Genomic DNA, 20,404 nt, shown 5'->3' on the forward strand with positions numbered 1-20,404 from the left:
CACCGCGCGCTACGCCGTGTCTCACGGGCGATGGGGTGCCTCACGGAAATCCGGTGTCAGGACGTGACGCCGACGCCGACGGTCACCGAGGGGGTGCCCGGGGGAGGGGCCGTCGAGTTGCGCACGATCAGGCGGGCCTGGATGCTGACATCCTGCGCAACCCGCGCAGGGTCCTCGAGCTGTCCGAGCAGCATCCGCGTCGCCTGCATGCCCTGACTGCGTGGCGACTGCTCGAGCGTCGTGAGAGAGAACATCTCGGCGAACTCGTGATTGTCGATACCGACGACGCTCAGCGCTGAGGGAACGGGGATGCCGAGCCGCCGGGCGGCGATGATTGCACCGATCGCGACCTCGTCGCAGGTCGCCAGTAGCGCCGTGGGACGTCGTTCGGGGTCTCCGAGCAGGTCGACGGCAGCCGCATACCCGCCGGGCAGGCTCACCTCTGACCGGACGTGTGTCACGGTCAGACCCGCCTCCGTCATCGTCCGCTGGTACCCGGAGAGGCGCGCGCGATCGACGTGCGGACCGCTTGTGACGGAGACGCCCCCGAGGAACGTGATCTTCGTGTGTCCGAGTTCGATGAGGTGCGTCGTTGCGCGCCGTGCCGCATACTCGTCATCCAGTCGCACGACGCCTGCGTTGTCGCCGATTGCCACCACGCTGACGACGGGACGGCCGATCGCGACAAGTCTTTCGAGCTCGTGGTCGTCCGGTTCGAGGCCGACCGCTATCAACCCGTCGAATCGCTTTCTGGCAAGGAAGTCGTCAAAGACGCGTCGACGACCCTCCGTCCCCGGCTTGGCATCGTAAAGAGTCAGGTCGTAGCCGGATTCGAGAAGCACCTCCTGGATGCCTTCGAGTACCTCGGCGAAGAACCACCTGTTGAGGTAGGGCATGACAACGCCGACGTTGCGGGTGCGTCCGGTGGCGAGGCTTGCGGCGCTCGAGGAGGGCACGTATCCCATCTCGTGAGCGACCCGGGCCACCCGCTCCCGCGTGGCTGCAGCGACGTATCCGTGTCCGGTGAGAGCGCGACTTGCCGTTGCCTTCGAGACTCCCGCAGCGCGGGCCACGTCCTCGATGCCGCTCACGTCGTTGTACCTTCCGGCGGTTCTCTGCGGTTCCCGACACCGCACCTGCGATCGATCGTCGATCCCTTGTAGGGACAGGCTAAACGACGAAGGGCAAAAAGGGGAACCGGTTCCAGAGGAATGTCGTGTCGTCAATCACTATCTCGATAGCGAAAGGAGCGCTCCCAGCCGCAGTTATCGGCTCGTAATGGTTCATCTGTTGTGCGCAGCAGAAGAGGGCGATACGGTGTCATGGAAGCGGTTCCGGAGAGGCTCTTACGAAGGAACCATGTTTGCGCTCAACGAGGAGGAGTCATTCATATGGGTATGACACAGCGTCACAAGGTGCTCGGCGCCGTGGCTATCGCCGGCGTCGCCGGGATCGCACTGGCCGGCTGCGCGAGCGACGGCGGTAACGGCGGTGGCGGCGACGTCGATAACGTCGTGACGATCTACGGCACGATCTCGGACACCGAGGCGGAACTGCTCGACCAGTCGTGGGCCGACTTCGAGGAGGAGTCGGGAATCGACATCAAGTACGAGGCCTCCAAGGAGTTCGAGTCCCAGATCGGTATCCGCGCACAGGGTGGCAACCCGCCCGACATCGCGATCTTCCCGCAGCCCGGCCTGCTCGCCGACCTCGCGTCGCGCGGCTACCTGGTTGCGGCCCCCGAGGCCGTGCAGCAGAACGTCGCGGACTACTGGTCGGAGGACTGGGCTGCTTATGGCACCGTCGATGGCACGCTGTACGGCGCGCCGCTGATGGCATCCGTCAAGGGCTTCATCTGGTACCAGCCCGCAAAGTTCGCCGAGTGGGGTCTCGAGGTGCCGACCACTCTCGACGAGCTCATGGAGGTCACTCAGACCATCCAGTCGACCACGGGCAAGGCTCCGTGGTGCGCCGGCTTCGGCTCGGGCGATGCGACCGGATGGCCGGGAACCGACTGGATCGAGGACATGGTGCTTCGCGACTCGGGTCCCGAGGTCTACGACCAGTGGGTCGCCAACGAGGTGAAGTTCACCGACCAGCCGATCATCGACGCGTTCGACGCGACCGGTGAGTACCTGCTGAACCCCGCCTACGTCAACGCCGGCTTCGGTGACGTGCAGTCCATCAACTCGACCGAGTTCGGCGACCCCGCTGCCGCTCTTGTCTCGGGTGAGTGCGCACTGCACCACCAGGCGTCGTTCTTCACCGGATTCATCGAGGATGCCGGCGGCGTTGTCGCCGAGGACGGCGACGTCTGGGCATTCATCATGCCCGGTCAGGAAGCAGGCGCTCCGGCGGTCACCGGTGGCGGCGAGATCGTCGGCGCGTTCAACGACGAGTCCGACACGCAGGCTGTGCTCGAGTACCTCTCGAGCCCGGAGTGGGCGAACAACCGCGTCTCGCTCGGTGGCGTCATCTCGGCCAACACGGGCCTCGACCCGGCCAACGCATCGTCGGGCATCCTGACCCAGGCGATCGAGATCCTGCAGGACCCGAACACCACGTTCCGGTTCGATGCATCCGACCTGATGCCCAGTGCCGTCGGCGCCGGGACGTTCTGGAAGGGCATGGTCTCGTGGATCAGCGGAACCCCGGTTGACGAGGTCACCGCACAGATCGAAGCCGGCTGGCCCGCCAGCTAGTACGACAGGCAGAGGGGCCGCCTCGCTCAGGCGGGGCGGCCCCTTCGCCGTCTTCCTGGCTAGGATTCGAGCGAGTCCGCTGACGTTCTCGAAAGGAGCGACGTGACCGCCTTCTTCAACTGGGTCGGCATGCTGCACCCGATTCTGCAAGCGATCGTCGTGGTCGTTGCATTCCTCGTGGTGATCGGCCTGATCCTCTTCCTCATCGACATTGCTCCCCGCTCGGGACCTGTGTACACCTGGATCCGGCTCGCGATGTGCGTGCTCATCCCGGTCGCCACGGTTCTGCTGTTCAACTCCCTCTGGTGGGCGGCGATCGTCGCCGCTCTCATCGGTGGGCTGTTCTTCGTGATCGACTACCGATCACGAAACGGCAAGGGCTATTTCATCCAGCTCATCGCCTTCATGACCCCGGCGGCGCTCTTGCTGCTGATCGGTCTGATCCTGCCGTCGATCCAGACCTTCGTCGCGTCGTTCATGAACGCGGCGGGCAACAAGTTCGTCGGGATCGACAACTTCGTCTGGATCTTCACGCAGCCCGAGGGCATCAGGACCGTCGTCAACACGATCGTCTGGGTGCTGATCGCACCGACCGTGTCTACGATCGTGGGACTCGCCTACGCGGTGTTCATCGACAAGACCCGTGGTGAGAAGGTCTACAAGGTTCTGGTGTTCATGCCGATGGCCATCTCGTTCGTCGGTGCGAGCATCATCTGGAACTTCGTGTACGCCTACCGCGGCCCGGAGTTCACCCAGATCGGTCTTCTCAACCAGATCGTGGTCTGGTTCGGCGGAGACCCCGTGCAGTGGCTGCTGAACGAGCCGTGGAACACGCTGTTCCTGATCGTCGTGCTGATCTGGGTGCAGACCGGTTTCGCGATGGTCATCCTCTCTGCGGCGATCAAGGGCGTTCCGACCGAACAACTCGAGGCGGCGCAGTTGGATGGGACCAACGCCTGGCAGCGCTTCATCAACGTCACGGTTCCCGCCATCAGCCCCGCGATCATCGTGGTCCTCACGACGATCTCGATCGCTTCGCTGAAGGTCTTCGACATCGTTCGCACGATGACAGGCGGAAACTTCGGCACCTCGGTGATCGCGAACGAGATGTACACCCAGTTCACGAAGTTCGAGGCGGGCCGGAGCGCCGCGTTCGCCGTCGTCCTGTTCCTCCTGGTGCTGCCGATCGTGATCTACAACGCGCGGCAGATCCGCAAGCAGAAGGAGATCCGATGAGCATGCGGTACGCATCCAGCGCGCCCTCGCGCGCTGATCGCCCGAAGGGGGCGATCCAATGAGTGAGGTTATGCCGATCGATCTCCCGATCGACAAGGAGACCGAGAAGGAGCTCACCCGCGGCATGGCGAGGTCCGAGGGCCCCGCGCGACGTGCGCGCAAGGTTCTCTCGAAGCCGTGGGCGACCGTTGCCTCGATCATCATCGCGGTGGCGTGGACGATCCCGACCTTCGGTCTGTTCATCTCATCGTTCCGGCCTGAGCAGCAGATCAAGACGACCGGATGGTGGACCTTCTTCGCCGATCCGCAGGTGACACTGGAGAACTACATCCAGGTGCTGCAGGCCGGGAATACGCAGCTCACGATGGCCGAGGCGTTCATCAACTCGATCGCCATCACGATTCCGGCGACCATCGTGCCACTGACGATCGCGGCGTTCGCGGCGTACGCGTTCTCGTGGATCGACTTCAAGGGTCGCGACTGGCTGTTCATCTTCGTGTTCGCGCTGCAGATCGTGCCGATTCAGATGGCGTTGATTCCGCTGCTGAGCTCGTTCTCTCGGGGCCTGAACATCTTCGGACTGCAGATCACAGGTCCGCTCGGGGTCTCCGGCGGATACGCACAGGTCTGGATCGCGCACTCGATGTTCGCGTTGCCGCTGGCGATCTACCTGCTGCACAACTTCATGTCGCAGATCCCGGCCGACATCATCGAGGCGGCACGAGTAGACGGGGCATCGCGCGGGCAGATCTTCTTCCGCATCGTGCTGCCCCTGACGATGCCGGCGCTCGCGTCGTTTGCGATCTTCCAGTTCCTCTGGGTCTGGAACGACCTGCTCGTGGCGTTGATCTTCGCCGACGGTCCGGTCGCGCCGATCACGAAGCTGCTCGCAGAGATCACGGGAACGCGTGGAAACGAGTGGCAGCTGCTGACTGCCGGTGCCTTCGTGGCCATCATCGTTCCGCTCATCGTGTTCTTCTCGCTGCAGCGCTACTTCGTGCGGGGCCTGCTCGCGGGCTCGACGAAGGGCTGATCGCAAGAGAACCACGGCGAAGGGGCGTCCCGGAAGGGACGCCCCTTCGTGTGCGGATGCCGGCTGGGGTGAGCATCCGTTATCATGGAGTCGAATCGATTCGACGCCGATCGGGGGCGACGATCCCCGAGAGTCGCGTGACGCCCCCTGAACGGAAACCGTGCTCGACACTGCCTCCACGCCCGTGACACCCGCGGCCGAACCTCCCGCTGACCGGTCGGACCTGACCCCGACGGGATCGGTGCGGCTCCGCTCTGCCACCGGTGCGATCCGCACCCTCGGAGCGAACCCCGCCACGGCGCCGATCATGCTGCACCCGGGCGATGCGATTCCCACACGCCGCCGGGTGCTCTACATCATCCTGCTCGGCGCGTTGACAGCGCTCGGCCCCTTCACGATCGATCTGTACCTCCCGGCCTTTCCGGTACTGGAGGACGATTTCCAGACCACGTCAGCCGCGATTCAGCTGACGCTCACGGGCACCATGATCGGATTCGCTGTCGGTCAGCTCGTCGTGGGCCCGCTCAGTGACAAGGTCGGGCGACGGATGCCGCTGATCGCTGTGACGGTGCTGCATGTGCTGGCCAGCGCGGCTGCAGCGCTCTCGCCGACGCTCATCACCCTCGGCGCCGCTCGGTTCTTCATGGGAGTCGGCGCTGCAGCGGGAGGTGTCGTTGCGATGGCGATCGTGCGCGACCTGTTCGGGGGCAAGCGCCTGGTCGTGATGCTGAGTCGGCTCGCCCTCGTGAGCGGTGTTGCCCCGGTCATCGCGCCCCTTATCGGTTCGGCGCTTCTGATCGTCATGCCGTGGCAGGGGATCTTCGTCGTCCTCGCCGTGTACGGCATCGTGATGCTCGTTTGTACGGTCTTCCTCATCCCCGAGACGTTGCCGCCCGCACGCCGCCACGACACGGGAAGCACCACGACGTGGCAGCGCTATCGGTCGGTGCTCAGCGACCGCGTGTTCCTTGGCGTGCTCGTGATCGGCGGCATGAACTTCAGCGGTCTGTTCTCGTACCTGTCAGCCTCGCCGTTCCTGTTTCAGGAGGGCTACGGATTCGATCCGCAGGCCTACGGTCTGCTGTTCGCCGTCAACTCTCTCGGGATCGTCTTCGGTGTGCAGACGGCCTCGCGGCTGGCCGCACGCTTCGGCCCCCAGTGGGTGCTGGCCTTCTCGACGGCAGGCACCGTGGTGTTCGGTGCGGCGATCATCCTCGCCGACAGTCTGGGACTAGGGCTCTGGGGAACAATGGTCCCCCTGTTCCTGTTCATCACCTCGGTGGGCTTCGGTTTCCCGTGCGTGCAGGTGCTCGCCCTCGACCGCCACGGGAAGGCGGCGGGGACCGCGGCATCCATCCTCGGGGCGGTCAACTTCGGCGTCGCCGGCGCCATCTCGCCGCTCGTCGGCTGGCTCTCCGCCAGCGCTGGCATCACCGCCACGACGATGGCATCGGTGATGGTGGGGTGCGGAGCGATCGCGGTCATCGCACTGTGGGCGATCGTGCGGCCCCGGACGGTGCAGGCCCTCACTCCGTAGGCGCTGCCTTGCCGCGCTCGGCGCTCGCGTGTCTGAGTACCGGCTGGAGCCGGAACAGTCGCACGGTGCGGTGGGATTCCCGTTCGTAGGCGCGGTAGCCGGGCCACTGCGACTCGATACGCGCCCACGCGGCGTCTCGCTCCTGGTCCGGGATGAGGCTGGCGTTCACGAGCATCCGCTTGCCGCGAACGGTGATGGCGGCATCCGGGTGGGCCAGCAGATTCGTCGTCCACGCGGGGTGGTGTTCGCCGGCGAAGTTGGTCCCCGCGACGATCGCTCGCCCCTGCCCGTCGGGTGTGTACATGAGCGGAACATCCCGGGTGAGGCCACTCTTGGCCCCGGTCGTGTGGAGAACGAGCGAGGGAACCAGGACGGCGCTGAGCTGCACTCGACCGCCGCTGAGGGCGGCGAACACTCGCTCGATCGGGGGGAGGAGGCGCGGACCTGCGGCGCGGAAGAGGCGGGTTCTGGTGAGCGGCGCGAGGAGCAAGCGGAGCAGGCGGCGCAGTGGCTTGGCGATCCGCTGTGCGATCTCGGACACCTGACCTGTGCTCACACCCACGCGTTCGTCCTCACCTCGCTATCCTCGCAGCCTCGTCGCAGGCGGACCACCCCCGCGTACCATCGTGGCGTGGCCAGCATTCGACCCTTTCGCCCCGAGGATGAGGCGGCACTGTCGTCGGTGTGCATCCGCACGGCGGATGCCGGAGCCGATGCGACAGGCATCCTGACCGACGACGAGATCTGGCCCGAGGTGTTCCTCCGCCCCTACCTTGCCCGGCATCCGGATGACGCGTTCGTGGTCGACGATGAGGGCGAGGCAGTCGGATATCTCGTCTGCGCACCCGATACGAGGTCTTTCGAGCACTGGTTCAGCACGTCGTGGTGGCCCGAGCGCGGGGCGCGGTGGGCTCGGGTTGCCGAGACCGGTGGTCCGCGCGCGGAACGCACCGCCGGCATCCTTCGCTACGCCGCAGCCAGACGCGCGGGAGCTGAACCCTACGGTGACGCCTATCCCGCTCACCTGCACATCGACCTGCTGCCGCAGGCGCAGGGACAGGGATGGGGGCGTCGCTTGATCGATGCGCTCAGAGAGACACTCCGTGCGCGCGCTGTGCCCGGTGTGCACCTGGTGGCCGACGCCACGAACACGTCAGCTCTCGCCTTCTACGACCGCCTCGGGTTCGTGAGGCTTCCCTCACACGAGGGAGTTCAAGCGTTCGGAATGTCGCTGGGCGGCCCGGAGGGGTCAGGGCCGCGTTAGCCTGCCGGTGTGGAAGACCTCACCGCCCCGACGGGACGCGAACCGGCCGTTACCGCACCACCCCGCGCCGACGGCGAGACGCCGCGGGCGCTCGTGCTCGGTGCCACCGGATATCTCGGCGGACGACTGGTTCCGCGGTTGCTGAACGCCGGATATCGCGTGAGGGTGCTCGCCCGGCATCCGGAGCGCGTCGCAGCCTTCTCGTGGGGAGATCGCGTCGAGGTCGTGGCCGGAGACGCGAAGGACCCGGATGCCGTTGCCGACGCCGTGCGCGATGTCGACGTGCTCTACTACCTCATCCATTCGATGATGTCGGGTCGCTCATTCGAGCAGACCGACCGCGATGTCGCCACCACCGTGGCGGATGCGGCAGCTGCGGCCTCCGTGCCTCGCATCGTGTACCTCGGCGGCCTTCATCCCGACGATGCTCCGCTCTCGCCGCACCTTCGAAGTCGGGTCGAGGTCGGCCAGATCCTGCTGGCCTCGGGGGTGCCGACGCTGGTGCTGCAGGCCGGTGTCGTCATCGGGTCGGGATCGGCGTCGTTCGAGATGGTGCGGCACCTGACGGATGTTCTGCCGTACATGCCCGCGCCCAAGTGGGTGCGAAACCGCATCCAACCGATCGCGGTGCGCGACGTGTTGCACTACCTGCTCGGCGCGGCGCGCGTTCCGGCCGAGGTCAACACGGCCGTCGACATCGGTGGACCTGACGTGTTGCGGTACGGCCAGATGATGAACGGGTACGCGGTCGTCGCGGGCCTCCCGCAGCGGGCCATCGCTGCGTTGCCGGTACTCACGCCACGTCTGGCATCGCTGTGGGTCAACCTCGTCACGCCGATCCCGGCGGCGATCGCGCGTCCGCTGGTCGAGTCGCTGCAGGTTGACTGTGTCGTGCGCTCCTGGGCTGTCGACGATCTCATTCCTCGGCCAGCCGACGGGCTCATGCGATACCGGGATGCTGTTGCTCTGGCCCTCAGCCGCGAGAAGGAGGACACCGTCGAGACGAGCTGGGCCGATGCGGAGCTCTTGGATGTGCCCTCCAGCCCGTTGCCGAGCGACCCGGACTGGGCGGGCCAGGTCGTCTTCGTCGATGAGCGCTCTGCGACGACCCCCGCGCCGGCATCCGCGCTGTGGCGGGTCATCGAGGGTATCGGCGGGCAGAACGGCTGGTACTCCTCGCCCCTGCTGTGGGCTCTTCGGGGCTGGATGGACCGACTCGTCGGCGGCGTGGGATTGCAGCGCGGGCGCCGGAGCAAGGGCCGGCTCTCGGCTGGTGATGCCCTGGACTTCTGGCGCGTCGAAGCTATCGAGCACGGGAGTTTTTTGCGGCTTCGTGCCGAGATGAAGGTTCCGGGTCTGGCGTGGCTCGAGCTGCGGGCGGTCCCAACCGATACCGGGTCGCGCTATGAGCAGCGCGCCGTGTTCTTCCCACATGGCCTCGCCGGGCGTCTGTACTGGTTCGCCGTGCTGCCCTTCCACGGGTTCATCTTCAGCGGGATGGCCAACCGGATCGCGGCGACCGCCGAGACGTTCGTGAGCGATCCGGAGGCTGTCGAGGCCTAGACCAGAGCGCCGCGCTCGAGGCGCACCACGCGATCGACCAGACCCTTCGGCACGGTGACGTGCGAGATCAGCACGACGCACTGGTGCGGCTCGACGGCAGAAAGCAGGTCGGTGAGCAGGGCATCGGATGCCGCGGGATCGACGCCCGCTGTCGGCTCGTCAAGAACGAGGACGGGGAATCCATGCAGGAGGGCGCGGGCTAGGGCGATCCGCTGTGCCTGGCCCCCCGAAACCAGCTGGCCCCGCTCGCCGACCCGGGCATCGAGCCCACCACGCTCGCGCAGCCACGGTCCGAGCCCGACGCGCTCGAGAACCGCCTCGAGGTCGGCATCCGTCGCGTTCTCGCGCGCAAAGAGCAGGTTCTGTCGGATGTCTTCATCGAACAGCATGGGATTTTGCTCGCACAGCCCGACGGTCCTGCGCAGGTCGTCCGAGGCGATCGCGTGCGCGTCGGTATCGCCGATGCGATACTCGCCGGTGCTGTCGAGGAAGCGCACGAGCACGTGCGCGAGGGTCGACTTGCCCGCACCGGAGGACCCGACGACCAAGAGCCTCTCACCGGGGCGGATCTCGAGGTCGACGCCGTGCAGGGCCGTGGCGTCGGCGTGCGGCCAGGTCGCCGAGAGGTTGCGCAGAACAACACCGTCGCCGAGCGCGGGGGCGACTCCGTTCGCGACGGGTTCGTCGCGAACGATCCCCGCGGGCGGCTCAGCCGGAATCGCGGCAGCGATGCGTTCGGCCGACGCGTACACCTGGCGCCACGCTGCGGCGGCAAGCGGAACCGCGGCGAAGACTTCGAAGACAGCCATCGGCACGAGGACGGCCACCGCGAGATCCGGGCCGGTGAGGGTTCCGGCTGCAACGGCGGGCATCGTCACCAGGATTGCGGCGAGCGAGGCTGCGCCGGCAAGCAGCGAGATGATCCCTGCGGCTCCCGCCTGTGCCCCCGCGCGGCGAATGATGGCGCGTCGAAGCTTGCGGTCGGCCTCATGGATGCGGGTGCGGCTGGCCTGCTCTGCACCGTAGGCGAGAAGCACCTCGAGACTGCCGAGGTGGTCGAGCAGGGCATCCGCGAGACGGGAACGCAGCGGCGCGATCGCCCGTTCCGCCCGGGCGCCGGCCGCCCACCCCCAACCGACTGCCACGAGCCCGGCCACCGTGAGGCAGGCGAGGAGGGTCAGTCCTGCGGGCCACGAGATGATCGTCACGAGCACGACGGCAGCCAGTGCTACCGTCGCGGATGCGAGGAGGGGCTGAACCACCCGCAGAGGCAGGTTCTGCAGATCGTCGACGTCGTCCACCAGTGCGCCGAGGACGGATCCCCGCTTCGTGCGGGTGAGTCCGTCGGGGGCGAGGGGGATGAGCCGGCGCACCATATCGGTGCGGGTCGCGGCGAGTTGGCGCAGGGCAGCGTCGTGGCCGGCGAGCCGGTCGAGATACCGGAAGACCGACCGGGTCAGCGCGAAGAAACGCACGCCGACGACCGCGACGGAGATATAGAGCACCGGCACCATCTCGCTGGAGCGAACGATCAGCCAGGCGCTTGTCGCCAGCAGCCCGACGGCTGATGCCTCGGAGATGAACGCGGATGCCGCGCCCGGCCAGAAGCGGCGAACGGGTGGCATCGCGCCGCGCAGGACGTCACGCGCCGTGGTCATGCCATCACCTCGCTCGCTCGCACACCGATGACCTCATCCGCGATCTGCCGGGCGCTCTCACGATGGGAGACCAGGATGACGCCGGCGCCCCGGTCGGCAAGCTGGCGCACCGATGCCCACAGCCGCGCTTCGGTTTCGGCATCCAGCGCGGCGCTCGGTTCGTCGAGGGCGATGATCGTTGCCTTTCCGCGAAGGTGGCGATAGAACGCCCGCGCTACCGCGACGCGCTGAGCCTGGCCGCCGGAGAGTCCTGCTCCCTGCGTTCCCAGCTCGCGGCTCGGAGAGATCTCGTCGGCGCACGCCAGGCGGAGGGAGGTGTCGATGAGTGCCGCATCCGGGGTCTCATCGCCCAGAGCGACGTTGTCGGCAACCGTTCCCGAGATGAGGCCCGCGCTCTGTCCCGCCCACGCCAGCCAGCTGGTCGATGCGACAGCCCGCACGTCGGCGCCGTCGATGGTCGCCGAACCGTCGAAGAGTGCGGCGCCGCGAAGTGCCGCCAGGATGCTGGACTTGCCCGCGCCGCTGGGTCCTTCCAGGAGCACGACTCGCCCCGGCGCGACATCCACGGACACGGGCTGCAAGACACGGTCGCCGCGGCGCACGCGTAGCTCCGTCACCGTGAGTACGCCGACGGAACCTGTTGACGCGGTGCCCGGTGGTGCCGGGGCCAGGTGCGCTCTCGCGGGGGTGGATGCCGCGGCATCCAGCACCGCGAAGATGTCGTCGGTTGCGGCGACGCCCTCCGCTGCCGCATGGAACTGAACGCCGACCTGGCGCAGGGGCAGATAGGCCTCGGGTGCGAGCAGGAGCACGAACAGGCCGACCGTGAGAGCTAGCGAACCGTCGAGGAGGCGGAAGCCGATCGTGACGGCGACGATCGCTACGGCGATCGAGGCGAGGAACTCGAGCATGAAGCCCGACAGGAACGAGACCCGCAGAACCTTCATCGTCTCGCGCCGGTACCGCGTTGTGACACTCTCGATCGAGTCGGCTGCCCGGTGCTGACGGCCGAAGACCTTCAGGGTCGACAGCCCCTGCACGGTGTCGCTGAAGCGCGCGGCGAGTTGGCCGAGGGTTCGCCATTGGCGCTGCTGAATGGCGCGGGTGGCGAGTCCGATCAGCACCATGAAGATCGGAATGAGGGGGAGGGTCACCAGCACGATCAGTCCGCTCAGCCAGTCCTGCCACCACATGACCCCCAGGAGGATCGGGGTGGCGATCGCGGTGAGCACCAGTTGCGGCAGGTAGCGGCCGAAGTAGGCATCCAGCGCTTCGAGGCCCCGGCCCGCCGTCACTGCCAGCTGCGCGGTGTTCCGGTTCGCGAGCCACTCCGGGCCGAGCGTGCTGACGGCGCCGACGAGATGTTCTCGCAGTTCGCTCTCCACGCGAGCAGCGGCTCGCGATGAGGCGGCTTCACGTGCCCAGATCAAGACTGCGCGCACCGCGATTGTCGCGCCGAGCAGTGTCAGCGTCGGCGCGAGCTCGGTCAGCGGTACCCCGCCGATCGCGTCGACAATCGCCGTCGTGAGGAACCAGGCGAAGGCGACGATCGTCAGGGTCTGGGCCAGGCCGATAGCCGCGATCAGGGCGAAGAAGCCGCGGGAGCTCCGCGCGTAGCGCAGGAGCCGCGGGTCGACAGGTCCCCGACGCGTGGGTCGGTCCTGCTCGGCGGGCATGAATCGAGTCTGCCTCATTTCCTCGGGCCGGCGCCCAGGTCGACCGTGCCAAAGGTCCCGCTTCGGGGGGAGTCGCGCACTGGCGCAGCAGCGGTAAGAAACCATGGAATGATCCGCTGAATCGGAGTACAGGGGATCAAATTCCCGCAAGCGCGGATGCTAGGGTGCCTCCATGCGCACATATCGCATTGCCGACGCTGCCCGGCTGCTGGGCGTCAGTGATGACACCGTCCGGCGGTGGATCGATGCAGGCAGTCTCGCCACGACCGGAGCAAGTCCGGTAGAGATCCCCGGTGATGCGCTCGCCCAGCGTGCGATGGAGCGTTCGCAGCAGGCAGCCGACAGTTCCGACGTGCTGTCGAGTGCACGCAATCGGTTCGTGGGTCTGGTGACGCGCGTGCAGGTCGACGGTGTCATGGCGCAGGTCGACATCCAGTCCGGCCCCCACCGGGTCGTCTCTCTCATGTCGGCAGAGGCCGTCCGTGAGCTCGAGCTGCAGGTCGGATCCCTTGCCGCCGCGATCGTGAAAGCGACGAACGTCATCGTCGAGACCCCGAAGGACTGATCAGTGACTTTCCGCGTCATCCCCCGTGCTGCCCTTGTCGCCACGTCCGTACTCATCCTCGCCGGATGCTCGGCGGCAGCCCCCGACCCGTCACCGACGGCCTCGACGCCCGGCGCTTCTGGCGAGGTGACGATCTTCGCCGCTGCTTCGCTCCAGGGGGCCTTCGACGAGATTGCGGAGGGATTCGAAGCCGCCTATCCGGACGTGGACGTCCGCCCGATCACCTACGATGGCTCGTCGACCTTGGCCACACAGATCGTCGAGGGTGCCCCCGCTGACGTCTTCGCGGCCGCAAACGAATCGACCATGGCAACGGTCGTCGATGCCGGGCTTGCCGAGTCTCCGGAGCTGTTCGCCTCGAACACTCTCGTGATCGTCGTCCCGGCGGGTAACCCGGCCGACGTCTCGGAGCTCGCCGACCTCGCCGATCCGGCCCTGTCAGTCGTGCTGTGTGCCCCGGAAGTGCCGTGCGGGTCTGCGTCGCAGAAACTCCTTGCTGGTGCCGACGTGGCAGTGGCGCCCGCAAGCCTTGAGCAGAACGTCACTGCCGTTCTCACGAAAGTCGCTGCCGGCGAGGCTGATGCGGGCCTCGTGTACCGAACGGATGTCTCTGGTCGCACCGATGTCGAGTCGATCGTTCCGGACGGCGCCGAGGCCGTGGTCAACCTCTATCCCATCGTGCCGCTCGATTCCGCTGCCTCGCCCGACGCCGCCGCAGCGTTCATCGCGTATGTGCTCGGTCCCGACGGCCAGAGCGTCCTTGCTTCGTTCGGATTCGGCGCGCCGTGAGGCCTGGCACCGGAACGCTTCTGCCGCGCTCGCTGATCGTTCCGGCGCTACTCGGGCTCGCGTTCCTGGTCGTGCCGCTCATTGCCCTCATCGCCCGGGTGCAGTGGGAGACCTTCTGGGGTGACATCACCTCGCCCGAAGCCGCCCAGGCGCTCGGGCTCTCTCTCGGAACCGGCCTTGCCGCAACGGGGCTGTGTGTGCTGCTGGGCGTTCCCCTGGCCCTGCTGATCGCGCGGTCCTCGCCGCGCATCGCCGCGGTGCTTCGAGCGCTCGTAACGGTGCCCCTGGTGCTTCCGCCGATGGTCGGGGGGGTGGCACTGCTCTTTCTGTACGGAAGGCGCGGCTGGGTGGGAGGTCTGCTCGCCGAGGCCGGCATCGCGCTGCCCTTCACTACGACAGCCGTCGTCATGGCCCAGACCTTCGTGGCGCTCCCGTTCCTGGTCCTGGCGGTGGAAGGGTCGCTTCGCGCCACGGGAACGGATCTCGAACAGGTTGCGGCCGGGCTCGGCGCTCGGCGGTGGATGATCCTGCGCCGCGTGACTCTTCCCCTTGCAGCACCCGGGCTGATCGCCGGCGTGGTGCTGAGCTTCGCGCGTGCTATCGGTGAGTTCGGTGCGACGGCGCTGTTCGCCGGTAATGCGCCCGGGGTGACTCAGACGATGCCGCTGGCGATCTATACGGCTTTCAACGGGGCCGGTGTCACGCAAGGAACTGCCGTGGCGCTCTCGCTGCTCCTGCTGGTGGCGGCGCTGGCCGTGCTCTTGCTCGTCCGCGGGTGGCGGGGCGAGACGCCGAGACGGGGAGTTCCCGGATGACGGCACCGGTTTCGGCGCGGATGCGGGTCATCCGTTCATCGAACTTCGAGCTGGACCTGGAACTCGAGCTCGCACCGGGCGAGCGGGTTGCGGTGATGGGCCCGAGTGGCGCGGGCAAGTCGACGTTGGTGGCTGCGCTCGCCGGCTTCGTCCGCCTGGATGCCGGTCGCATCGAACTCGACGGGGAGGTGATCGCCGACGCATCCGTGCGCGGCAGCACGGCCCGCCGCGGCATCCACGTCGCTCCGATGGATCGCGGGGTCGTGCTCCTCGGTCAAGACGCCCGCCTCTTCCCGCACCTCAGCGCCCGTCAGAACGTCGCGTTCGGACCTCTCGCCCGGGGTCACTCACGCGTCGAGGCTGGGCGCGCCGCCGATGAGTGGCTGGGCCGCGTCGGTCTTGCCGGTCTCGGCGACCGGAGGCCAGCCCAGCTCTCGGGCGGCCAGCAGCAGCGGGTGGCTGTGGCCCGCGCACTTGCGGTGGAACCGCGGCTCGTGCTGCTCGATGAGCCCCTCACCTCGCTCGATATTCAAACGGCGTCAGAGATCCGGATGCTGCTGGCAGACCAGTTGCGCAGCACGGCGGTGGTCATCACCCATGACCCGGTCGATGCCCTGGCCATCGCCGATCGACTCGTCGTGATCGAGCGGGGGAGGGTGACGCAGCACGGGGCGGTTCGGGAGGTGTTGCGGCATCCTGCGACGCCGTTTGCCCAGGCCCTCTCACGCCACGTGCGCATCGCTGGGCGTATCGGCGACGAGGACTGAAAGCGAGGACCGCCTGGCGTAGCGCCAGGCGGTCCTCGACAAGCTCAGTGTTTGACCGGCTCGGTGTTCGGCGGGCTCAGTGGCTGACGAGCTCTGCCTTCTCGATCCGCGACCGCGTGACGCGCTTGCGGAACACCCAGTAGGTCCAGCCCTGGTAGGCGAGGACCAGCGGAAGGAAGATGAGCGCCGCCCACGACATGATCGTGAGGGTGTAATCGGTGCTCGAGGCGTTCTCGATCGTGAGGCTGAACGCGACATCCGTCGACGAGCGCATCACGTTCGGGAACATCGACATCCACAGCGTGAGTACCGCGAACGCGACGGTGAAGATCCCCGCGGTGAACGCCCAGCCCTCGCGTTCCTTCGTGTGGAAGAACATCGACAGGAGCAGGGCGACGGCTGCCAGAGCCGCAGCGGCGATCACCAGCGGCAGCAGCGGCGCTTCGTGGGCTGCGGCGATGAAGATCGTCCAGATCAGGAACGCTGCAGCCACCACGACGGTGATGAAACCGACCCGGGTCGCGAGGCGCTTGGCATCCTCGTGCACCTGACCGTCGGTCTTGAGGCCGATGAAGTACAGGCCGTGCAGGAACAGCACCAGCACGAGGGTGATGCCGCCGAGCAGTCCATACGGGTTGAGAAGCGTCAGCAGCGACCCGGTGTACTCGTGGTTCTCATCCAGCGGCACACCCTGGACGAGGTTCGCGACAGCGACACCCCACAGCAGCGCGGGCAGCACCGACCCGATGACGATCATCGTGTCGAAGCCCTTCTTCCAGCGCAGCCCCTCGCGTTGGTGCCGGTATTCGAACGAGACACCGCGCAGGATGAGGGCGAGCAGGATCAGCAGCAGCGCCAGGTAGAACCCACTGAACAGGGAGGCGTACCACTCGGGGTAGGCCGCGAACAGGCAGGCGCCGGCGACGATGAGCCAGGTCTCGTTGAAGTCCCAGACGGGACCGATCGTGTTGATGATCTGACGCTTGCCGACCTCGTCTTTACCGAGGAAGGGGAGCGACATGCCCACGCCGAAGTCGAAGCCGTCGAGAACGAAGTAGCCGACGAACAGGACTCCGACGATCCAGAACCAGAGGTATGCAAGATCCATGATGATCAGCTCCTAGTAGACCGTCGTCGGGGTGTCTTCGAGGGCAGGCGGTTCGGCGTCCGTGCTGCCGGGCTCAGGAAGCGGGTCTGGTCCCTTGTGCACCGTCTTGAGGATGAGGCCGAACTCGACCACCGCAAGCGAGGCGTAGATCGCGGTGAAAGCGACGAGCGAGATCAGCACCGACCAGCCGGGAACACTGGGGGACACGCCGTCCTCGGTCAGCATGAGGCTGAACACGATCCACGGTTGGCGACCCATCTCGGTGAAGACCCAGCCGACGAGCGACCCCAGCAGCGCGATCGGGGCGCTCCAGATCGCGACGCTCCAGGCCCAGCGGGGAACCTCGCGCTTTGCGTTCTTGCGGGTCAGCCACAGGCCCACGATCGCGATGAAGGTCGCGAGGAAGCCGAGGCCCATCATCCAGCGGAACGCCCAGTAGGTGATCCACAGCACCGGGTTGAAGACGCCATCGACCTGCGCGGCAAGATCCGGCCACTGCGCGGCGTACTGCGCGTTCAGGTCGTTGATGCCTTCGACGCATCCGTCGAGCGTGTGCGTGGACAGGAGCGAGAGCAGGTACGGCACACGGATCGACCAGATCTCGCCGGTGCCGTCGGGAGTCCCGATCGAGAAGATCGAGAAGGATGCGTCGGCACCGCAGGCGGTGTTGAACAGCGCCTCTGCCGCCGCCATCTTCATCGGCTGGGTGGAGACCATGACCAGGCCCAGCTGGTCACCGGCGAGGAACGTACCGGCGAACGCGACGATCATGCCCCACAGCCCGAACTTCAGGGCGGGGCGCATCATCTCGATGTTTCGCTTGCGGGCCATGTGCCAGGCCGCCGCGGCGATCACCACGCCCGACGAGAACATGAACGCCGCGAAGATTGTGTGCGGGAACGCCGCCAGGGCGATCGGGTTGAAGACGACCTCGAGGAAGTTGTTCATTTCGGCGCGCGAGCCGTCCTCGGCCATCTGGTAGCCGACCGGGTTCTGCATGAACGCGTTCGCAGCGATGATGATGTATGCCGACAGCAGCGCGCCGATCGAGGCGATCCAGATGGATGCCAGGTGCAGCCCCTTCGGGAGTTTGTCCCATCCGAAGATCCACAGGCCGATGAAGGTCGCTTCGAAGAAGAACGCCATCAGCCCTTCGAAGGCGAGGGGGGCGCCGAAGACATCACCGACGAAACGCGAGTAGGACGACCAGTTCATGCCGAACTGGAACTCCTGCACGATGCCGGTCACGACTCCCATCGCGAAGTTGATCAGGAAGATCTTCCCGAAGAACCGCGTCAGGTGCAGCCACTTGACGTCGCCGGTGCGGTACCAGACGGTCTGGAAGATCGCGACGGTGACCGACATGCCGAGGGTCAGCGGCACGAACAGGAAGTGGTACAGCGTCGTGAGGCCGAACTGCCATCGGGCTAGCAGCAGCGGATCGAGCAGATCCATGATCATTTCCCCCCAGATCGAGGTTGTGTACTGGTGGTCACGCTACTCCCCGCTCCATCAGTCGGGGTGAAAGTTGGGGCCGTGAATAAAGCGTCCCTGCTGGTGTCTGACCACATCACGCTACCTCCATGGCGGCGAGGTGGACGCGACCGGTCAGCTTGCGACGAGCTCCGCGGTACGCGAGGCCTGCCCGGCGAGAAGCTTGACCACGCACCGCTCCGGATGCCGGGACGCCGTCATGCAGTCGACCCGGAGCGGCCCCCCGGCTTGGGAGAGCACGCCGTCCATGAGGCCCAGGTGCACAGCGCACAGCGTCTCCCGGTCGCGCGCGCTGGCCGAGGCGTGGGGGCAGGGGGAGAGGTCGACGGTCAGTGTCGACTCGTCGACGATGGGATCGAACCCGGCGTCCCCGAGATCCTCCACCAGGGCATCGAGCTGATGGACGGCCTCTGTCGGCAGGTCGTCGACATCCGTCCACGGCATGACCCGACGCATCAGGTCACCGCGCTGCGCAGCAGCCCGGGCCTTGTGGCGTGCGACTGCGCTGGTCGAGTCTCTGTCCTGCCCGGTCGCTGCCGAATAGAGCACTCGCGGGCGGCCGCGTGTGGTGCGGTGCTCGGTCTCGGCCACCACGTAGCCGCCGTCGACGAGCCGCTGCAGGTGTTCACGCACGGTGTTCGCGTGCAGGCCCGTCGCCTCGCACAGTTCGGTGACGGTCCGCTCGGGTCGCTCCTGCAGCAGGAACAGGATGCGGACGCGGGAGAAGCTCGAGATCGCACTGTAGGTAACGCGGGTCATAGCAGGATTATGGGTCGCCGATCGGCTCGCCCAACCGGGAATAAGGTCCCATGGGCGGGGGCCCGGTCGATGTTTGCCACAATGGATGCATGTCCCGATCGCGAGCGACGCGCGTCATCCGCGCCTCAGTCGCCGCGTCGATCGCGACCTTCGTCGCGCTGTTCTCGCACGTCGCAGCGGGCGGAGCGATGCCCTCGTGGCTGGGAATCGCCGTGCCGTGGGTGCTTTCGCTCGCCGTGTGTACGGTGCTCGTCGGCCGCGCGCTCTCACTGCCGCGACTGGGTGTCGCAGTGGTCCTCAGTCAGCTCCTGTTCCACCTGCTGTTCGTCCTCGGCGCTGACAGCGGAGCCCCTGCAGGAACAGTCGCCACCGGCCACGTCCATGGCCTCCCTGTCCTCGATCTGTCGACGGGAGCAACGCCAGTCGCCGCTGACCTGTCGATGTGGTTCGCGCACCTCGCGGCAGCCGTGCTCACGGTCGCGGCGCTGTACCGGGGTGAACGACTCGTCATCCGGCTTGGTGTCCTGGCTCGCGAGCTGCTCGCATGGGTGCGCCGGCGCATCCTCTCCGGTGTCGTCAGGCTTCCTGCGGTCGCTGAGCGACCCGGGATCGTGTTTACCCCGGCGGCGCCGCTGCGTTCGGCCCCCGTTGTCTCGCTCGTCCGGCGACGCGGTCCGCCTCTGTCTTTCGTGGTCTGACTCTCTGTCTCGACTCCCGCGGCTTCCGACTCGGCGCCGGGGGAGGCGTATCGACGTTCACTCACGAAAGGCGTTCCTCATGTCGTTGTCTCTTCGCGCCCGTGCCGGAGCCTTCGCGGCTTCGGTCGCGGTGGCCACCGTCGCGCTGTCTCTCGTCGCCGCACCCGCGTGGGCGCACGACGAGCTCGTCGCGAGCTCCCCGCAGCAGAACGAGCAGCTCACGGTGGCCCCGACCGCCGTCGAGCTGATCTTCTCGGGCGAGATCATGCAGATGGGCGCAGCCGTGATCGTTGCGGATGCTCAGGAGAACGACTGGGTCGCCGGCGACATCCAGATCGACTTCGACACCCTGACGGTGACCCTCGACGAGGGGATGCCGAACGGCGCATACGAAGTGCGGTGGCGGGTCGTCTCGTCGGACGGGCATCCGATCTCCGGCCTCATCCCCTTCACGGTGGATGATCCGGCAGCGGCATCCCCGACGCCGACGGCGACCTCCACGGCCGTGAGTTCACCCACGCCGACAGCAGATCAGACCACCGGTGGTCCTTCCGATGACGCGACCACCGCGCCGCTGGACTCGGCGGCAGAGGACGGCGGCATTCCGCGTGTCGTTCTGATCGGCGCGATCGGGGCGGCATCTGCGCTCGCCCTGTTCGGGCTGGTTCTCTTCTTCCTTCGCGGCCGCGCCGGGCGTGGCCGCCAGGGTTCCGACGAGGAACCCCCGAAGCCCTGAAAGG

The 20,404-nt window shown here is 66.9% G+C and carries 19 protein-coding genes; 12 read left to right on the forward strand and 7 right to left on the reverse strand.

The genetic code is table 11. From position 1 onward, the window contains the following. Positions 1–56 precede the first annotated feature (56 nt). Positions 57–1,091 carry a LacI family DNA-binding transcriptional regulator gene (locus tag ACQVDU_RS11095; protein ID WP_331791786.1) on the reverse strand — a complete coding sequence of 345 codons (1,035 nt, stop codon included), beginning with the start codon at positions 1,089–1,091 and terminating at the stop codon, positions 57–59. A gap of 300 nt (positions 1,092–1,391) precedes the next feature. Here ACQVDU_RS11095 and ACQVDU_RS11100 point away from each other — a divergent pair, with 300 nt between their 5' ends. The 4 genes from ACQVDU_RS11100 to ACQVDU_RS11115 all read left to right on the forward strand — a co-directional run bounded on the left by ACQVDU_RS11100 (position 1,392) and on the right by ACQVDU_RS11115 (position 6,508). Next, complete coding sequence (locus tag ACQVDU_RS11100) at positions 1,392–2,702, forward strand: ABC transporter substrate-binding protein (protein WP_331791785.1); 1,311 nt, start codon at positions 1,392–1,394, stop codon at positions 2,700–2,702. Between the two features lie 102 nt (positions 2,703–2,804). After that, the gene (locus ACQVDU_RS11105) at positions 2,805–3,938 is read left to right on the forward strand and encodes a carbohydrate ABC transporter permease (RefSeq protein WP_331791784.1); all 1,134 of its coding nucleotides are present in this window, start codon (positions 2,805–2,807) and stop codon (positions 3,936–3,938) included. A gap of 58 nt (positions 3,939–3,996) precedes the next feature. Continuing rightward, the gene (locus ACQVDU_RS11110) at positions 3,997–4,971 is read left to right on the forward strand and encodes a carbohydrate ABC transporter permease (protein ID WP_331791783.1); all 975 of its coding nucleotides are present in this window, start codon (positions 3,997–3,999) and stop codon (positions 4,969–4,971) included. Positions 4,972–5,131: 160 nt separating this feature from the next. Then, the gene (locus ACQVDU_RS11115; RefSeq protein WP_408631717.1) at positions 5,132–6,508 is read left to right on the forward strand and encodes a multidrug effflux MFS transporter; all 1,377 of its coding nucleotides are present in this window, start codon (positions 5,132–5,134) and stop codon (positions 6,506–6,508) included. On the opposite strand, the gene ACQVDU_RS11120 is transcribed toward ACQVDU_RS11115, so the two are convergent. Beyond that, on the reverse strand, positions 6,498–7,070 hold the full coding sequence (locus ACQVDU_RS11120) for a nitroreductase family deazaflavin-dependent oxidoreductase (protein ID WP_443477140.1): 573 nt from the start codon (positions 7,068–7,070) through the stop codon (positions 6,498–6,500). The genes ACQVDU_RS11115 and ACQVDU_RS11120 overlap by 11 nt on opposite strands. 69 nt (positions 7,071–7,139) lie before the next feature. Between ACQVDU_RS11120 and ACQVDU_RS11125 the strand changes: the two genes are divergently transcribed. Together ACQVDU_RS11125 and ACQVDU_RS11130 are read left to right on the forward strand one after the other, a co-directional pair. Next, complete coding sequence (locus ACQVDU_RS11125) at positions 7,140–7,772, forward strand: GNAT family N-acetyltransferase (protein WP_300591568.1); 633 nt, start codon at positions 7,140–7,142, stop codon at positions 7,770–7,772. 9 nt (positions 7,773–7,781) lie between these two features. Further along, on the forward strand, positions 7,782–9,335 hold the full coding sequence (locus tag ACQVDU_RS11130; protein ID WP_300591567.1) for an SDR family oxidoreductase: 1,554 nt from the start codon (positions 7,782–7,784) through the stop codon (positions 9,333–9,335). Here the strand turns inward: ACQVDU_RS11130 and cydC are convergent. Both cydC and cydD read right to left on the reverse strand, forming a co-directional pair. Next, positions 9,332–10,993: a thiol reductant ABC exporter subunit CydC gene (cydC, locus tag ACQVDU_RS11135; RefSeq protein ID WP_300591565.1), complete on the reverse strand. Its 1,662-nt coding sequence runs from the start codon at positions 10,991–10,993 to the stop codon at positions 9,332–9,334. The two genes, ACQVDU_RS11130 and cydC, sit on opposite strands and share 4 nt — an antisense overlap. Continuing rightward, positions 10,990–12,669 carry a thiol reductant ABC exporter subunit CydD gene (cydD, locus tag ACQVDU_RS11140; RefSeq protein ID WP_300591563.1) on the reverse strand — a complete coding sequence of 560 codons (1,680 nt, stop codon included), beginning with the start codon at positions 12,667–12,669 and terminating at the stop codon, positions 10,990–10,992. Before cydD ends, cydC begins: the two co-directional genes overlap by 4 nt. A gap of 172 nt (positions 12,670–12,841) precedes the next feature. Here cydD and ACQVDU_RS11145 point away from each other — a divergent pair, with 172 nt between their 5' ends. The 4 genes from ACQVDU_RS11145 to ACQVDU_RS11160 are packed head-to-tail and all read left to right on the forward strand — an operon-like array spanning position 12,842 to position 15,605. Then, positions 12,842–13,234, forward strand: a complete 393-nt coding sequence (locus tag ACQVDU_RS11145) for a TOBE domain-containing protein (protein WP_300591562.1) — start codon at positions 12,842–12,844, stop codon at positions 13,232–13,234. A 3-nt stretch (positions 13,235–13,237) separates the two neighbouring features. Continuing rightward, entirely contained in the window at positions 13,238–14,023 is a 786-nt protein-coding gene (gene modA, locus ACQVDU_RS11150) for a molybdate ABC transporter substrate-binding protein (RefSeq protein ID WP_300591561.1), read from the forward strand. Next, a complete protein-coding gene (locus ACQVDU_RS11155) occupies positions 14,020–14,838 on the forward strand; it encodes an ABC transporter permease (RefSeq protein ID WP_443477141.1) in 819 nt (272 codons plus the stop codon). Before modA ends, ACQVDU_RS11155 begins: the two co-directional genes overlap by 4 nt. Then, the gene (locus tag ACQVDU_RS11160; RefSeq protein WP_443477142.1) at positions 14,835–15,605 is read left to right on the forward strand and encodes an ABC transporter ATP-binding protein; all 771 of its coding nucleotides are present in this window, start codon (positions 14,835–14,837) and stop codon (positions 15,603–15,605) included. The genes ACQVDU_RS11155 and ACQVDU_RS11160 overlap by 4 nt, the downstream gene beginning before the upstream one ends. A gap of 76 nt (positions 15,606–15,681) precedes the next feature. On the opposite strand, the gene cydB is transcribed toward ACQVDU_RS11160, so the two are convergent. The 3 genes from cydB to ACQVDU_RS11175 form a co-directional block, all read right to left on the reverse strand. Next, entirely contained in the window at positions 15,682–16,713 is a 1,032-nt protein-coding gene (gene cydB, locus ACQVDU_RS11165; RefSeq protein WP_443477143.1) for a cytochrome d ubiquinol oxidase subunit II, read from the reverse strand. Positions 16,714–16,725: 12 nt separating this feature from the next. Next, positions 16,726–18,168, reverse strand: a complete 1,443-nt coding sequence (locus ACQVDU_RS11170) for a cytochrome ubiquinol oxidase subunit I (protein ID WP_443477144.1) — start codon at positions 18,166–18,168, stop codon at positions 16,726–16,728. Between the two features lie 153 nt (positions 18,169–18,321). Beyond that, on the reverse strand, positions 18,322–18,966 hold the full coding sequence (locus ACQVDU_RS11175) for a helix-turn-helix transcriptional regulator (RefSeq protein WP_347424999.1): 645 nt from the start codon (positions 18,964–18,966) through the stop codon (positions 18,322–18,324). A gap of 89 nt (positions 18,967–19,055) precedes the next feature. On the opposite strand from ACQVDU_RS11175, the gene ACQVDU_RS11180 reads away from it, so the two are divergent. Both ACQVDU_RS11180 and ACQVDU_RS11185 read left to right on the forward strand, forming a co-directional pair. Further along, the gene (locus tag ACQVDU_RS11180; protein ID WP_443477145.1) at positions 19,056–19,664 is read left to right on the forward strand and encodes a hypothetical protein; all 609 of its coding nucleotides are present in this window, start codon (positions 19,056–19,058) and stop codon (positions 19,662–19,664) included. A gap of 79 nt (positions 19,665–19,743) precedes the next feature. Then, positions 19,744–20,400, forward strand: a complete 657-nt coding sequence (locus tag ACQVDU_RS11185; RefSeq protein WP_443477146.1) for a copper resistance CopC family protein — start codon at positions 19,744–19,746, stop codon at positions 20,398–20,400. Positions 20,401–20,404: the final 4 nt, after the last annotated feature.

Source organism: Microbacterium sp. F2 (genome assembly GCF_052274505.1).
Classification (GTDB): domain Bacteria; phylum Actinomycetota; class Actinomycetes; order Actinomycetales; family Microbacteriaceae; genus Microbacterium.

Coding starts and splice junctions, on each gene's coding strand:
- ACQVDU_RS11100 (WP_331791785.1), top strand. CDS start 1,392: ATGGGTATGACACAGCGTCACAAGGTGCTCGGCGCCGTGGCTATCGCC.
- ACQVDU_RS11110 (WP_331791783.1), top strand. CDS start 3,997: ATGAGTGAGGTTATGCCGATCGATCTCCCGATCGACAAGGAGACCGAG.
- cydC (WP_300591565.1), bottom strand. CDS start 10,993: ATGACCACGGCGCGTGACGTCCTGCGCGGCGCGATGCCACCCGTTCGC.
- cydD (WP_300591563.1), bottom strand. CDS start 12,669: ATGCCCGCCGAGCAGGACCGACCCACGCGTCGGGGACCTGTCGACCCG.
- ACQVDU_RS11145 (WP_300591562.1), top strand. CDS start 12,842: ATGCGCACATATCGCATTGCCGACGCTGCCCGGCTGCTGGGCGTCAGT.
- ACQVDU_RS11160 (WP_443477142.1), top strand. CDS start 14,835: ATGACGGCACCGGTTTCGGCGCGGATGCGGGTCATCCGTTCATCGAAC.
- cydB (WP_443477143.1), bottom strand. CDS start 16,713: ATGGATCTTGCATACCTCTGGTTCTGGATCGTCGGAGTCCTGTTCGTC.
- ACQVDU_RS11170 (WP_443477144.1), bottom strand. CDS start 18,168: ATGGATCTGCTCGATCCGCTGCTGCTAGCCCGATGGCAGTTCGGCCTC.
- ACQVDU_RS11175 (WP_347424999.1), bottom strand. CDS start 18,966: ATGACCCGCGTTACCTACAGTGCGATCTCGAGCTTCTCCCGCGTCCGC.
- ACQVDU_RS11180 (WP_443477145.1), top strand. CDS start 19,056: ATGTCCCGATCGCGAGCGACGCGCGTCATCCGCGCCTCAGTCGCCGCG.
- ACQVDU_RS11185 (WP_443477146.1), top strand. CDS start 19,744: ATGTCGTTGTCTCTTCGCGCCCGTGCCGGAGCCTTCGCGGCTTCGGTC.